Consider the following 13,327-nt stretch of genomic DNA (forward strand, 5'->3'; position numbering starts at 1 on the left):
GGGTATCACGGCGCAGGAACGATCAAGACGGGGGGATTTCATGTCGGGTTTTCTGACAACGCATGTTCTGGACACGGCGCGCGGGCTGCCCGCGCGCGGGATGCAGGTGGTGCTGTTCCGGCTGTCGCCCGCGCGCGAGGAGATCGCGCGCATGGTGACCAATGACGACGGGCGCACCGATGCGCATATCCTGCCGGCGGGCGATTTCGCCACCGGCACCTACGAGCTGGAATTCCATGCCGGCGCCTGGATGGACGCGTCGGGCGTGGCCCCCGAAAGCCCCCGGTTTCTGGACGTGATCCCGATCCGCTTCGGCATGTCGCAGAACGACCATTACCACGTGCCGCTGCTGGTCTCTCCATTCGGCTATTCCACCTATCGGGGCAGCTGAGATGATCCCGGAAATCGCCATCCTGTGGGAGTTCCTCTCCTTTGCCGTCCGCTGGCTGCACGTGATCACCGCCATCGCGTGGATTGGGTCGTCGTTCTACTTCATCGCGCTGGACCTGGGCCTGCAGAAGGCACCTGACCTTCCCAAGGGCGCGCATGGCGAGGAATGGCAGGTCCACGGCGGGGGATTCTATCACATCCGCAAGTACCTGGTCGCGCCCGAGCGCATGCCCGAGCATCTGACCTGGTTTAAATGGGAAAGCTATGCGACCTGGCTGTCTGGGGCCGCGCTGCTGATGGTCACCTATTGGGCCGGCGCCAACCTGTACCTGATCGAGCCCGCCAAGGCCGACCTGGCGATCTGGCAGGCGATCCTGATCTCGGGCGGGTCGCTGGCAGTGGGCTGGCTGATCTATGACGGGCTGTGCAAGTCGCCCCTCGGCAACCGTCCCACGGTACTGATGCTGCTGCTGTTCGCGGCGCTGGTGGCGATGGGCTGGGCCTATGACCAGATCTTCACGGGCCGCGCGGCGCTGCTGCATCTGGGCGCCTTCACCGCGACGATCATGACCGCGAACGTGTTCCTGATCATCATGCCGAACCAGCGCATCGTGGTCGCCGACCTGAAGGCCGGGCGCCCCGCCGACCCGAAATACGGCAAGATCGCCAAGCTGCGGTCGACGCACAACAACTACCTGACGCTGCCGGTCATCTTCCTGATGCTGTCGAACCACTATCCGCTGGCCTTCGCCAGCCAGTACAACTGGCTGATCGCGGCGCTGATCTTCCTGATGGGTGTGACCATCCGGCACTTCTTCAACACCATGCACGCCCGCAAGGGATACCAGTGGTGGACCTGGGCGGTCACGACGATGCTGTTCATCGGGGTGATGTGGCTGGCGTCGATCGGCGTGAACCAGGACAGCTATGACGAGGCGATGGCGCGGCCCCTGACCCCGGTCGAGGCGCGCTTCGCCGAGGCCGAGGGGTTCGAGGATGCCAGCCAAGCCGTCATCGGCCGCTGTTCGATGTGCCATGCGCGCGAACCGGTCTGGGACGGCATCCGCACCGCGCCCAAGGGCGTCCTGCTGGAGACGCCCGCCGACATCGCCCGCGCCGCGCATCAGGTCTATGTCCAGGCGGGACTGACCGATGCGATGCCCCCTGCGAACATCACCGGGATGGAGGACGCCGAGCGCGACGCGATCCTGCGCTGGTTCCGCGAGGTTGGACCCCTGGGGGTCGCGGGCCTGTAGGGCCATTCCCCGCTGAGTAACAACGGCCCGCGCAACGGCGGGACACGGGGGCCCAGTCCCCCGGGCGCGGCGGTCCCCCTCGATGGGGGGCCGCCGCGCCTTTCTGCGCCCCCGGCAAGGTCCGGCCACCGCTGGAAAGGGCTGCCGAAGATTGTCGCAGATGGCGCGGCTTTCGCGCCTGACGCCATGTGACGGTGGTCCGCTTTCAACGGAACGTGTAAAGTCTTCTAGATCACAGCCGATTTCGAAACGCACCGCCAGGCCGTAGACTTGGACCAAGGCAAGGAAAGGCTATCATGACCCAGCTGCGGTTTCTTCTGAACGACACCGAGATCGCCCTGACAGAGGTCGGCGCTTCGGACACGCTGCTGGATCATCTGCGCCTTGCGCGCCGGATGACCGGCACCAAGGAGGGCTGCGCCGAGGGCGATTGCGGCGCCTGCACGGTGCTTGCGGGACGCCTGACCGCCACAGGGCTGGTCTATGAGCCGGTGAACGCCTGCATCCGGCTGCTGGCCTCGTGCCATGCCACACATATCGTCACGATCGAGCATCTGCGCGGCCCCGATGGCGGTCTGCACCCGGTCCAGGCCGCAATGGTGGACCATCACGGCAGCCAGTGCGGCTTCTGCACGCCGGGCATCGTGATGGCGCTCTACGGGCTGTGGATGACCAATCCCGATGCCGATGCCACCGAGATCGAGACCGCGCTGCAGGGCAACATCTGCCGCTGCACGGGCTATGCGCCGATCATCCGCGCGGCCCTGGCCGCGGGCGCGGCCGGAGGACAGGCCCAGGACGCGCTGTCCCGCGAACGCGACGCGGTGGCCGCGTGCCTGGCCGGGATGCGTGGCGCACGGGTTTCACTTGCGCGCGGCGCGGACCGGGCACTGGTCCCCGCCGATACCGACGATCTGGCCCAGCTGTTGCTGGACGAACCCAAGGCGACGCTGGTCGCGGGCGCCACCGATGTCGGGTTGTGGGTCACCAAGTTCATGCGCGACATCAGCCCGGCCATCTTCATCGGTCACCTGATGAAGGACATCACGGTCGAGGACGGCATGATCCGTCTGGGTGCCGGCGTGACCTACAGCGAGGCCGCCCCCCTGATCGCCCGCCATGTTCCGCAGGCCGCCGAATACTGGTCGCGTATCGGCGGCTGGCAGGTGCGCAATGCCGGCACCATCGGGGCGAACATCGCCAACGGCTCTCCGATCGGGGATACGCCGCCCTTGCTGATCGCGTTGGACGCGCGGATCGTCCTGCGTCGGGGCGACACGCGCCGCGAGCTGCCGCTGGAGGATTTCTTCATCGACTACGGCAAGCAGGACCGCCAGCAAGGCGAGTTCGTCGAGGAGGTCCTGATCCCCATGCAGCCCAAGGCGCGCATCGCGGCCTACAAGGTCAGCAAGCGGCGCGACAGCGATATCACCTCTGTCGCGGCGGGGTTCTGCATCGACGTTGCGGACGGCATGATCGCCCGCGCGCGGCTGGCCTTCGGCGGCATGGCCGGAACGCCCAAGCGTGCCCGCCGTGCCGAGGCCGCGCTGCAGGGGCAGCCCTTCGCGGCGGCAAGCTTCGATGCCGCCGCCCGCGCGATCGCGGAGGATTTCCAGCCGCTGTCCGACATGCGCGCCAGCGCGGAATACCGCGCGACCGTCGCACGCAACCTGATCCGGCGGTTCTGGCTGGAGCAATCCGAACCCGGCCTGCCCGTACGGCTGCGCCAGAGCGAAGGAGTCTAGGCCATGAAGGACGACACCGCGACCATCACGGGCCAGGCCCATCAGGACACCGCCCATGACAGCGCCGCCAAGCATGTCACCGGCCGTGCCGAATACACCGACGATCTGGTCGAGCCCACCGGCACGATCCACGCCTATCTGGGCCTGTCGTCCTGCGCCCATGGCCGCATCACGGGCATGGATTTCACCGAAACGGTGGCGCAGCCGGGCGTGCTGGGCATCCTGACGGCGGCCGATCTGCCGGGCGTCAACGACGTGTCGCCCAACGGCAAGAACGACGACCCGATCTTTGCCGAAGGCGTGGTGCAGTTCTGGGGCCAGCCGGTCTTTGCGGTCATCGCCGAAACGCGCGACCAGGCGCGCCGCGCGGCGCACAAGGCGCGGATCGATTATGACGTGCTGCCCCATGCGCTGGACCCGATCGCGGCGCGCGACGCGAGCATGGGCTATGTCACTGACCCCCTGACACTCAAGCGCGGCGATGCGCCTGCGGCGATGGCCGCCGCGCCGCGCCGGATCGAGGGTCGCTTTGCCATCGGCGGGCAGGACCATTTCTATCTGGAGGGCCAGATCGCGATGGCCGTGCCGGGCGAGGATGACGAGGTCGTCCTGCACGTCTCGACCCAGCACCCGTCCGAGGTGCAGCACATGGTGGCCCACGTCCTGGGGGTGCCCAGCAACGCGGTCGTGGTGAACGTGCGGCGCATGGGCGGCGGTTTCGGCGGCAAGGAAACGCAGATGAACCTGTTCGCCTGCGTCGCGGCCGTCGCGGCCAAGCGCTGGAACCGGACGGTCAAGATCCGCCCGGACCGGGACGACGACATGATCGCCACGGGCAAGCGGCACGATTTCGTGGTGGATTACGCCGTGGGCTTCGACGATGACGGCCGCATCCGGTCGGTGGAGGGCGATTTCTATGCCCGCTGCGGCTTTTCGGCGGACCTGTCGGGGCCGGTGACCGACCGGGCGCTGTTTCACGCCGACAACGCCTATTTCTATCCTGACGTGCGCATCAGCAGCCACCCGATGAAGACGAACACCGTCAGCAACACCGCCTTTCGCGGCTTCGGCGGCCCCCAGGGCGCCATCGTGGCCGAACGCATGGTCGAGGAGATCGCCTATGCCTTGGGCATGGACCCGCTGGAGGTGCGCAAGCGCAACCTGTACCAGAACGGCCAGCTGACGCCCTATCACCAGACGGTGCAGGACCAGATCCTGCCGCGCATCTTCGATGAGTTGGAGGCCAGCAGCGATTATCACGCCCGCAGGCAGGCGGTGCTGGACTGGAACGCCAAGGGTGGGGTGATCCGCAAGGGCATCGCGCTGACCCCAGTCAAGTTCGGCATCAGCTTCACCGCGACCTGGTTCAATCAGGCAGGGGCGTTGATCCATGTCTATTCCGACGGCTCGATCCACCTGAATCACGGCGGGACCGAGATGGGGCAGGGTCTGAACACCAAGGTGGCCCAAGTGGTCGCCGAGGCGTTCCAGTGCGACCTGAGCCGCATCAAGATCACCAAGACCACCACGGAAAAGGTGCCGAACACCTCGGCCACGGCGGCATCGTCGGGGACCGACCTGAACGGGATGGCGGCGCTGGATGCGGCGGAACAGATCAAGGCGCGCTTGGTGACCTTCGTGGCCGAGAAATGGCAGGTCGCCCCCGACCAGGTGGCGTTCGTGCCGGGGCACGTGCGGGCGGGCGATCAGATGATCCCCTTTGCCCAGGTGATCCGCGCGGCGTACATGGCGCGCATCCAGCTGTCGGCGGCAGGCTTCTACAAGACGCCCAAGATCCACTGGGACCGGACGACGGGGCAGGGGCGGCCGTTCTACTATTTCGCCTATGGCGCCGCGGTGGCCGAGGTGTCGGTGGACACGCTGACCGGCGAATACGTCATCGACCGCGCCGACGTCCTGCACGACGTGGGCCGCAGCCTGAACCCGGTGCTGGATCGCGGTCAGGTCGAGGGCGCGTTCGTCCAGGGTGCCGGCTGGCTGACGACCGAGGAATTGTGGTGGGATGCCAAGGGCCGCCTGCGCACCCATGCGCCGTCGACCTACAAGGTGCCTCTTGCCAGCGACAGCCCTCGCATCTTCAACGTCGCGCTGGCCGACTGGTCCGAGGCCAGCGAGCGGACTATCAAGCGGTCCAAGGCCGTCGGAGAGCCGCCCTTCGTCCTGGGCATCAGCGTGTTCGAGGCGATCAACATGGCCGTGGCCTCGGTCGCCGACTATCGCACGCCCGCGCGTCTGGATGCGCCCGCCACGCCCGAACGCGTGCTGATGGCGGTCGAGCGGCTGCGCGGATGATCCGCGTCCGCGTCACCCGGGCCCTGGGCTCGACCCCGCGAGAGGCGGGGGCCGAGATGTTCGTGACCCCAGACCGGGTCACCGGCACCATCGGCGGTGGACAGCTGGAATACATGGCGATCGACCGCGCGCGGCAGATGCTGGCGCGGGACGAGGCCGATGCCACCATGGACGTGCCGTTGGGCCCCCAGATCGGCCAGTGCTGCGGCGGGCGGGTGGTGCTGACGCTGGACCGGCACGGCCCCGCGCCACAGGAATACGCCGACGCGCTGACCTTTGGCGCGGGCCATGTCGGGCGCGCCCTGGCCCGGGCGCTGGAACCGCTGCCGGTCAACGCCCTGCTGATCGACAGCCGGCCGGAGGAACTGGCGCAGGCCAGCGGCCCGACCCTGCTGACCCCCTTGCCCGAGGCGCAGATCCGCGCAGCCCGGCCCGGCACGTCCGTGGTGATCGTGACCCACGATCACGCACTGGATTTCCTGCTGGCGGCCGAGGCGCTTGCCCGCACCGACCTGGCCTATGTCGGGATGATCGGCAGCGCCACCAAGCGGGCCCAGTTCGAACGCTTCGCCGCCTCGCGCGGGGTCGACGCCGCCGGCCTGACCTGTCCCATCGGGGCGGGGTTCTCGCGCGACAAGCGCCCCGAAATCATCGCCGCCTTCACCGCCGCCGAACTGATGGCGCGCCTCACCTCTTCTTCTTTGAAAAAATACCCATGCAACAGCTGATCCGGGGCCGCGTCCTCGACTTTCATGCCGATCCCCAGGACTCGGCCGACAATCATCGCTTCTGGGAAGACGGGGCCATCCTGATCGATGACGGGCGCATCGTCGCCGTCGGCGATCATGCCGAACTGACCCGCGACGGGTTGGAGGAGATCGACCACCGCCCGCACCTGATCCTGGCGGGCTTCATCGACCCGCATATCCATTTTCCCCAGTTGCAGGTCATTGCCAGCTGGGGTGCACAGCTGCTGGACTGGCTGAACACTTATACCTTCCCGGCCGAGGCGGAATTCGCCGACCCCGCGCATGCCACTCGCATGGCGGGGCTGTTCCTGGACCAGCTGACCGCGCACGGCACGACGACCGCCGTTGCCTTCTGCTCCAGCCACAAGGCCAGCGCCGAGGCGCTGTTCTCTGCCGCCCATGATCGCGACATGGCCATGGTCGCGGGCAAGGTGATGATGGACCGCAATGCGCCGGCCGCCGTGCTGGACACGCCGCAGCAGGGCCATGACGACAGCGCCGCGCTGATCCAGGCGTGGCACGGCAAGGGCCGCCAGCGCTATGCGATCACGCCGCGCTTTGCGATCACGTCCTCCCCCGAACAGATGGAAGCGGCCGGCGCGCTGGCCCGCGCCCATCCCGACTGCCACGTGCAGACGCATCTGTCGGAAAACGTCGACGAAATCGAATACACCCTGTCGCTCTATCCCAAGGCGCGCGACTATCTGGACATCTACGAGGGCTACGGCCTGCTGTCCGACAAGCTGCTGCTGGGCCATTCGATCCATCTGGAACCCCGCGAAATCGCCCGGATGGCAGAGACCGGCAGCCATGCGGTGTTCTGCCCGACCTCGAACCTGTTCCTGGGGTCGGGGCTGTTCGACGCCGACGGGCTGCGCGCCGCGGGCATCGTCAGCGGCATCGCAACGGATGTGGGCGGCGGCACCAGCTGGTCGATGCTGCAGACCTTGGCCGAGGGCTATAAGATCCTGCAGATGCGAGGGCAGAAGCTGCATCCGCTGGCGGCGTTCCACTGGGCCACGCGCGGCAACGCGCTGACCCTGGGCATGGAGGCCGAGATCGGCACCCTGGCCCCCGGCAGCGCCGCTGACCTGGTGGTCCTCGACGCCCGTGCCACCCCCGCCATGGCGTTGCGGATGGAAAAGGCCGAGACCCTGGCGCAGGAGCTGTTCATCCTGCAGATCATGGGCGACGACCGCGCGGTGGCCCAGACCTATGTCGCCGGTCGCCCGCAGAAGGCTGGTTGATGCACCTCTGGCAGCCGGGCGACGTTCGGCGCCGCCTGCGCGCGTCGCGCCGGGGACAGGCGTGATTCGGCCCCTAACGATGTGACCCAACGACAGATCGAACCTGCCACCCGATCCGGCTTGGCAAAATCGTGCCGTTCTGATTGAACGATGGGCAGGCGGCACGCATGGTGCCGGTCTTGCCGGGCTAGGGTTTGACGTGATCGCCTTCGTGGATGTCAGATGAACGCGGGCCGTTCTTCTCAATGCGACGCGTGCCTGCTAGAGGCGGCAGCGCCTGCAGGCCACGGCGCTGCCAAGAGAGTTGTCGACACATGAGCGATCACGTCACCCCCGACGGTCCGGCGCAACCTGCCGCCGCATCGGCGCACCTGTCCGATCTTCCCACCGCGGGGCAGCATGGTTCCAGCAATCTGGGCGGGCTGGTCCTGGGGGCGATCGGGGTCGTCTATGGCGACATCGGAACCTCTCCGATCTATGCGATGCGCGAATCGCTGCACGCCGCGTCGCGCGACGGGCTGTCGCCGGATGATGTGGTGGGGGTGATCTCGCTGCTGATCTGGACGCTGATCTCGATCGTCAGCTTCAAGTACGTGGCCCTGATCATGCGCGCCGACAACCGGGGCGAGGGCGGCACGCTGAGCCTGGTGACCCTGATCCAGCAGGCACTTGGCAAGCGGCCCGTCTGGCTGATGGTGCTGGGAATGATCGGCATATCGCTGTTCTTCGGGGACGCGATCATCACACCCGCCATGTCGGTCCTGTCCGCGGTCGAGGGGCTGACCATCGTGGCCCCCGCCTTCGGCCCCTACGTGGTGCCCGTCACGCTGGCCATCATCACCGGGCTGTTCATCGTCCAGCGGTGGGGCACGGGGGCGGTGTCGATCCTGTTCGGGCCGATCATGGTCACTTGGTTCGTCGTCATGGCGGTGATGGGGCTGTCCCATATCGGCGACGACTGGTCGATCCTGCGCGCGCTCAGCCCCGTGCATGCCGGGGCGTTCCTGGTCACGAACAAGCTGGCCTCGCTGATCGTCTTGGGATCGGTCTTCCTGGCCGTCACCGGAGGAGAGGCGCTTTATGCCGACATGGGCCATTTCGGGCGTCGCCCGATCCGCATGGCCTGGGTGCTGCTGGTCTGGCCCGCCCTGACGCTCAGCTATTTGGGGCAGGGGGCGATGATCCTGGCTCATCCCGACCGGGTGACGAACCCGTTCTTCCTGATGGCGCCGCCCTGGGCGCTGCTGCCCCTGGTGATCCTGGCAACGATGGCCACGGTCATCGCCAGCCAGGCGGTCATCTCGGGCGCGTTCTCGATGGTCAAGCAGGCGGTGCGCATGAACCTGCTGCCCCGGCTCGAGATCCTGCACACCTCCGAGACCCAGGAGGGGCAGATCTACCTGCCCAAGATCAACGCGATCCTGGCCATCGGCGTGGTCGTGCTGGTGGTGGTGTTCGGGTCGTCCTCGGACCTGGCCGCGGCCTACGGCATCGCGGTGACGGGGGACATGGTCATCACCACCATCCTGGCCTCGGTCGTGTTCCTGCGGGTCTGGCGCTGGCCCCTGATGCTGGTCGCCGTGGTGGTCACGCCGCTGCTGGCGCTGGAACTGCTGTTCCTGGGATCGAACGCGATCAAGATCCCGAACGGGGGCTGGGTGCCGATCATGATGGCCGCCGTGATGATCGTGCTGATGTGGACCTGGATCCGCGGCACCCGCCATGTCCAGGCCCAGGCCCGGCGCAGCGCCACCCCGACGGCCGCGCTGATAGAGATGCTGGCCCGGTCTGACCGGCTGGTCGAGGTGCCCGGCACCGCCGTCTTCCTGACCGCGGAACCCGACATCGCGCCGGCCGCACTGTTGCACAACCTCAAGCACAACCATGTCCTGCACGAGACGAACATCATCGTCTGCGTGACCGTGGCGACGCGCCCCTATGTCGCCGACAACGACCGCCTGACGGTGGCGCGCCTGTCCGACCGCTTCATCCGCATCGACATGTGTTTCGGCTACATGGAGGAGACGAACCTGCCCAAGGCGCTGACCCTGGCGCGCAAGGAAGGCGTGCGCTTCGACATCATGTCGACGTCCTTCTTCCTCAGCCGCCGCACGTTCCGCCCCGGCAAGACGCGCGAACTGCCCGCCTGGCAGGAGACGCTGTTCGTGTCCCTGTCCAAATCCGCTGCGAACGCCACCGACTTCTATCATCTGCCCAGCAGCCGCGTGATCGTCCTGGGTCAGCAACTGCTGATCTGACGCGGCGCCGGGTCTGGATCGCCCGGCATCGACATCGCGCGGAGGCTGGTGGATGGTGGGCCCCGGCAGGACGCGGATGGCGCGAGGAGAGGACTGACATGATCGATTTCACCCTGGACCCCCGGTTGGAGGACATCCGCCGCCGTACCCGTGATTTCGTCGACACCCATATCCTGCCGGTCGAGGCTGACCGCGCCAACTGGGACGATCATGACAACATCGCCGATGCGCCCCTGCAGGCGCTGCGCGCGCGTGCGCGGGCGGCGGGGCTGTGGTGCCCGCAGGTGCCGCAGGCCCTGGGCGGCATGGGCCTGCCCGTCACCGGCCGCGCGGTGATGTACGAGGAGGCGAACCGCTCGATCTTCGGGCCCGCGGTCTTCAACTGCGCGGCCCCCGATGACGGGAACATGGACATCCTGGCCCGCGTCGGCACCCCCGATCAGCAGGCGCGCTGGCTGGCGCCGCTGGTGGCGGGCGCGGTGCGATCATCCTTTGTGATGACCGAACCCGCGCCGGGTGGCGGGTCCGACCCCGGCATGATCGGCACGACCGCCGTGCGGCATGGCGATGTCTGGCGCGTCACGGGCCGCAAGTGGTTCATCACCGGGGCCGAGGGGGCGGCGCATTTCATCCTGATCGCGCGCACTGACCCCAATCCCGACGAGAAGCGCCGCCATCTGACGGCGTTCCTGTTCCACCGCGACCAGCCCGGCTGGAAGATCCTGCGCCGCATCGCCATCATGGGCCCCGAGGAGCATGGCGGCCATTGCGAGCTGGAGTTCGACGGGCTGGAGATTCCCGACGAGAACCGCCTGATGGGCGTGGGCGACGGGCTGAAGGTCACGCAGATCCGGCTTGGCACCGCGCGGCTGACCCACTGCATGCGCTGGCTGGGCCTGGCCAAGCGCGCGATGGCCGAGGCGCAGGCCTATGTCGATGCGCGAGAGGGCTTCGGCATCCGGCTGGCCGACCGGGAATCGGTGCGGCTGATGCTGGGCGGCGTGGCGCTGAACATTCAGATCGGGCGGCTGCTGACGATGAATGCGGCTTGGGCGCTGGACCAGGGCAGCCATGCCCGCAAGGAGGTGTCGATGGCCAAGCTGCATGTCGCAGACACGCTGCATCAGGCCGCCGACGTGGCGATCCAGCTGAACGGCGCGCGGGGATACAGCCGCGACACGGTGCTGGAATGGATCTATCGCTATGCCCGGCAGGCGCGGCTGGTCGATGGCGCCTCCGAGGTGCACCGGATGGTGCTGGCCGATGCCTATGCGCGCGAAGGGGACGACTTCTGGGGCTGGGGCGCATGAGCCTGACGGATAACGCCGCACTTGACGCCTGGCTGGCGACGACGCTGGACCTGCCCGGTGCGCGGGTCACCGCCGCGGACAAGCTGTCTGGCGGCGCGATCCAGGAGAACTGGGCGGTGACGGTCACGGCGGACGGGATGTCGCGCCGCCTGGTGATCCGTCGCGACGCCCCGGCCACCATCGCCGCCAGCCGGTCTCGGGCAGAGGAATATGCGATCATCGCCGCAGCCCACCGCGCGGGTGTGCGCGTGCCCGAACCCTTGGGCTTCTGCGATGACCCAAAGATCATCGGCGTGCCGTTTGCCGTGATGGCCTGGGTGGGCGGCACCGGCTATGGCCCCAAGGTCGTGCGCGACACGACGCTTGGCGGCGACCGCGAGGCCTTGGGCCGCGAACTGGGCCGCCAGCTGGCGCTGATCCACAGGATCGATCCGGACCAGGCGCTGGCAAGGGTCCTGGGGCCCCGCCCCGCCGATCCGGCCCTGCAGACGGTGGCAGGGCTGCGCGGATGGCTGGATGCGCGGCCCGCGCCGCGACCGGGCCTGGAATGGGCGCTGCGTTGGGCCGAACGCCACGCGCCGGCGCCGGGCAGGGTGACCCTGACACATCAGGATTTCCGCACCGGCAATTTCCTGGTCGATGCTGATGGGCTGACGGCCGTTCTGGACTGGGAATTCGCCGCCTGGTCGGACCCGGCCTGCGATCTGGGGTGGTTCTGCGCGGAATGCTGGCGGTTTTCGCGCCCCGATCTGGAGGGTGGCGGCATCGCCAACCGCGCGGCCGTCCTGTCGGGCTATGCCGCCGCCGGGGGCATTGTCCCTGATCCCGACCGCGTGCGGTGGTGGGAGGTCATGGCCCATATCCGGTGGGCCGTGATCGCCCTGCAGCAGGGCGACCGCCACGACAGCGGGGCCGAACGTTCGCTGCATCTGGCGCTGACCGGGCGCATCGCCGATACGCTAGAATACCGCCTGTTGCAGATGACCGCGCCGGAGGCCGCATGAGCGACGCGCTGGACCTGATCGCGGAGGCCGAGGCGACCCTGCGCCGGGACATCGCCCCTGGCGGGCCCGATGCGCGATACCACGCACTGCTGGCCGCTAATGCGCTGGCCATGGCGCAGCGAGAGCTGGCCCGCCCGTCGCGGGACGTGACCGCCGACGTGGCCGCGATCCGGGCGGGTGCGCATGACCATGACGCCGACCTGCATGCCCGCCTGCTGGCCGCCGCCCGGCTGCGCGCCTGGATCGCCGACCCCACCACCGCCGAGGAGCCCGCATGAGCATGGATCGTTTCCGCCTGGACGGGCGCGTGGCGTTGGTGACCGGGGCATCGGGCGCGCTTGGCGCGGAGTTCGCGCGCGTCCTGGCCGATGCTGGCGCGCGGGTGGTCCTGGCCGCGCGGCGGGTGGAGGCCATGCAGGTGCTGGCGCGGCAGCTGACCGATGCGCATGTCACTGCGCTGGACGTGACCGATCCGGACAGCGTGCGCCGCGCCTTAGACGGGGCCGAGGCCTGGGCAGGTACCCCGGTCGACCTGCTGGTGAACAACAGCGGCATCGCCATTCCCGGTGCGTCGCTGGAACAGTCCGACCAGGACTGGGCGCGGGTGATGGGCGTCAACCTGGACGGGGCACGGCGGATGTCGGTGGCGGTGGCCGCAAGGCTGGTCAAGGCGGGGCGGCCCGGCGCTATCGTCAATGTCGCCTCGATCCTGGGGCTGCGGCAGGGGGCGGGGGTCTCCGCCTATGCCACGTCCAAGGCCGCACTGATCCAGCTGACCAAACAGCACGCCCTGGAATGGGCGCGCCATGGCATCCGCGTGAACGCACTGGCCCCCGGCTATGTCGAGACCGACATCAACCGCGATTTCTTTGCCACCGACCATGGCCAGGCCCAGATCCGCTGCATTCCGCAGCGGCGGTTGGGGCAGGCCGCCGATCTGGCCGGGCCGCTGCTGCTGCTTGCCTCTGACGCGGGGGCGTTCATGACCGGATCGGTTCTGGTGGCCGATGGCGGCCACCTGCTGTCGCCGCTGTAGACGCGATCCCCACGGCCAC

Annotated in this window: 11 protein-coding genes; all 11 read left to right on the top strand. The window is 68.2% G+C overall.

The window, feature by feature from the left end; all coding sequences use genetic code 11:
• Nucleotides 1–40 precede the first annotated feature (40 nt).
• Complete coding sequence (uraH, locus tag SY26_RS01745) at nt 41–391, top strand: hydroxyisourate hydrolase (RefSeq protein ID WP_045981279.1); 351 nt, start codon at nt 41–43, stop codon at nt 389–391.
• A 1-nt stretch (nt 392) separates the two neighbouring features.
• A complete protein-coding gene (locus tag SY26_RS01750) occupies nt 393–1,646 on the top strand; it encodes a urate hydroxylase PuuD (RefSeq protein ID WP_206692666.1) in 1,254 nt (417 codons plus the stop codon).
• A 296-nt stretch (nt 1,647–1,942) separates the two neighbouring features.
• Nucleotides 1,943–3,391: a xanthine dehydrogenase small subunit gene (gene xdhA, locus SY26_RS01755; RefSeq protein ID WP_045999027.1), complete on the top strand. Its 1,449-nt coding sequence runs from the start codon at nt 1,943–1,945 to the stop codon at nt 3,389–3,391.
• A gap of 3 nt (nt 3,392–3,394) precedes the next feature.
• Nucleotides 3,395–5,704, top strand: coding sequence for a xanthine dehydrogenase molybdopterin binding subunit (xdhB, locus tag SY26_RS01760; RefSeq protein WP_045999028.1), 2,310 nt, complete (start codon nt 3,395–3,397; stop codon nt 5,702–5,704).
• Complete coding sequence (gene xdhC / locus SY26_RS01765; RefSeq protein WP_045999029.1) at nt 5,701–6,432, top strand: xanthine dehydrogenase accessory protein XdhC; 732 nt, start codon at nt 5,701–5,703, stop codon at nt 6,430–6,432. Before xdhB ends, xdhC begins: the two co-directional genes overlap by 4 nt.
• On the top strand, nt 6,420–7,700 hold the full coding sequence (gene guaD, locus SY26_RS01770; protein ID WP_045999030.1) for a guanine deaminase: 1,281 nt from the start codon (nt 6,420–6,422) through the stop codon (nt 7,698–7,700). Before xdhC ends, guaD begins: the two co-directional genes overlap by 13 nt.
• Before the next feature lie 314 nt (nt 7,701–8,014).
• On the top strand, nt 8,015–9,958 hold the full coding sequence (locus SY26_RS01775; RefSeq protein ID WP_084693640.1) for a potassium transporter Kup: 1,944 nt from the start codon (nt 8,015–8,017) through the stop codon (nt 9,956–9,958).
• Between the two features lie 98 nt (nt 9,959–10,056).
• Nucleotides 10,057–11,268, top strand: coding sequence for an acyl-CoA dehydrogenase family protein (locus tag SY26_RS01780; protein ID WP_232303240.1), 1,212 nt, complete (start codon nt 10,057–10,059; stop codon nt 11,266–11,268).
• Nucleotides 11,265–12,272: a phosphotransferase family protein gene (locus SY26_RS01785; protein ID WP_045999031.1), complete on the top strand. Its 1,008-nt coding sequence runs from the start codon at nt 11,265–11,267 to the stop codon at nt 12,270–12,272. The genes SY26_RS01780 and SY26_RS01785 overlap by 4 nt, the downstream gene beginning before the upstream one ends.
• Nucleotides 12,269–12,550, top strand: a complete 282-nt coding sequence (locus SY26_RS01790) for a hypothetical protein (protein ID WP_045999032.1) — start codon at nt 12,269–12,271, stop codon at nt 12,548–12,550. Before SY26_RS01785 ends, SY26_RS01790 begins: the two co-directional genes overlap by 4 nt.
• Nucleotides 12,547–13,308 (top strand): SDR family NAD(P)-dependent oxidoreductase, encoded by a 762-nt coding sequence (locus SY26_RS01795; RefSeq protein WP_045999033.1) that lies wholly within the window; start codon nt 12,547–12,549, stop codon nt 13,306–13,308. Before SY26_RS01790 ends, SY26_RS01795 begins: the two co-directional genes overlap by 4 nt.
• Nucleotides 13,309–13,327: the final 19 nt, after the last annotated feature.

Source organism: Paracoccus sp. 228 (assembly GCF_000967825.1).
Taxonomy (GTDB): domain Bacteria; phylum Pseudomonadota; class Alphaproteobacteria; order Rhodobacterales; family Rhodobacteraceae; genus Paracoccus; species Paracoccus marcusii.

Excerpts from the sequence above, each read along its gene's own strand:
- uraH (WP_045981279.1), top strand. The coding sequence starts at position 41 with ATGTCGGGTTTTCTGACAACGCATGTTCTGGACACGGCGCGCGGGCTG.
- SY26_RS01750 (WP_206692666.1), top strand. The coding sequence starts at position 393 with ATGATCCCGGAAATCGCCATCCTGTGGGAGTTCCTCTCCTTTGCCGTC.
- xdhA (WP_045999027.1), top strand. The coding sequence starts at position 1,943 with ATGACCCAGCTGCGGTTTCTTCTGAACGACACCGAGATCGCCCTGACA.
- xdhB (WP_045999028.1), top strand. The coding sequence starts at position 3,395 with ATGAAGGACGACACCGCGACCATCACGGGCCAGGCCCATCAGGACACC.
- xdhC (WP_045999029.1), top strand. The coding sequence starts at position 5,701 with ATGATCCGCGTCCGCGTCACCCGGGCCCTGGGCTCGACCCCGCGAGAG.
- guaD (WP_045999030.1), top strand. The coding sequence starts at position 6,420 with ATGCAACAGCTGATCCGGGGCCGCGTCCTCGACTTTCATGCCGATCCC.
- SY26_RS01775 (WP_084693640.1), top strand. The coding sequence starts at position 8,015 with ATGAGCGATCACGTCACCCCCGACGGTCCGGCGCAACCTGCCGCCGCA.
- SY26_RS01780 (WP_232303240.1), top strand. The coding sequence starts at position 10,057 with ATGATCGATTTCACCCTGGACCCCCGGTTGGAGGACATCCGCCGCCGT.
- SY26_RS01785 (WP_045999031.1), top strand. The coding sequence starts at position 11,265 with ATGAGCCTGACGGATAACGCCGCACTTGACGCCTGGCTGGCGACGACG.
- SY26_RS01790 (WP_045999032.1), top strand. The coding sequence starts at position 12,269 with ATGAGCGACGCGCTGGACCTGATCGCGGAGGCCGAGGCGACCCTGCGC.
- SY26_RS01795 (WP_045999033.1), top strand. The coding sequence starts at position 12,547 with ATGAGCATGGATCGTTTCCGCCTGGACGGGCGCGTGGCGTTGGTGACC.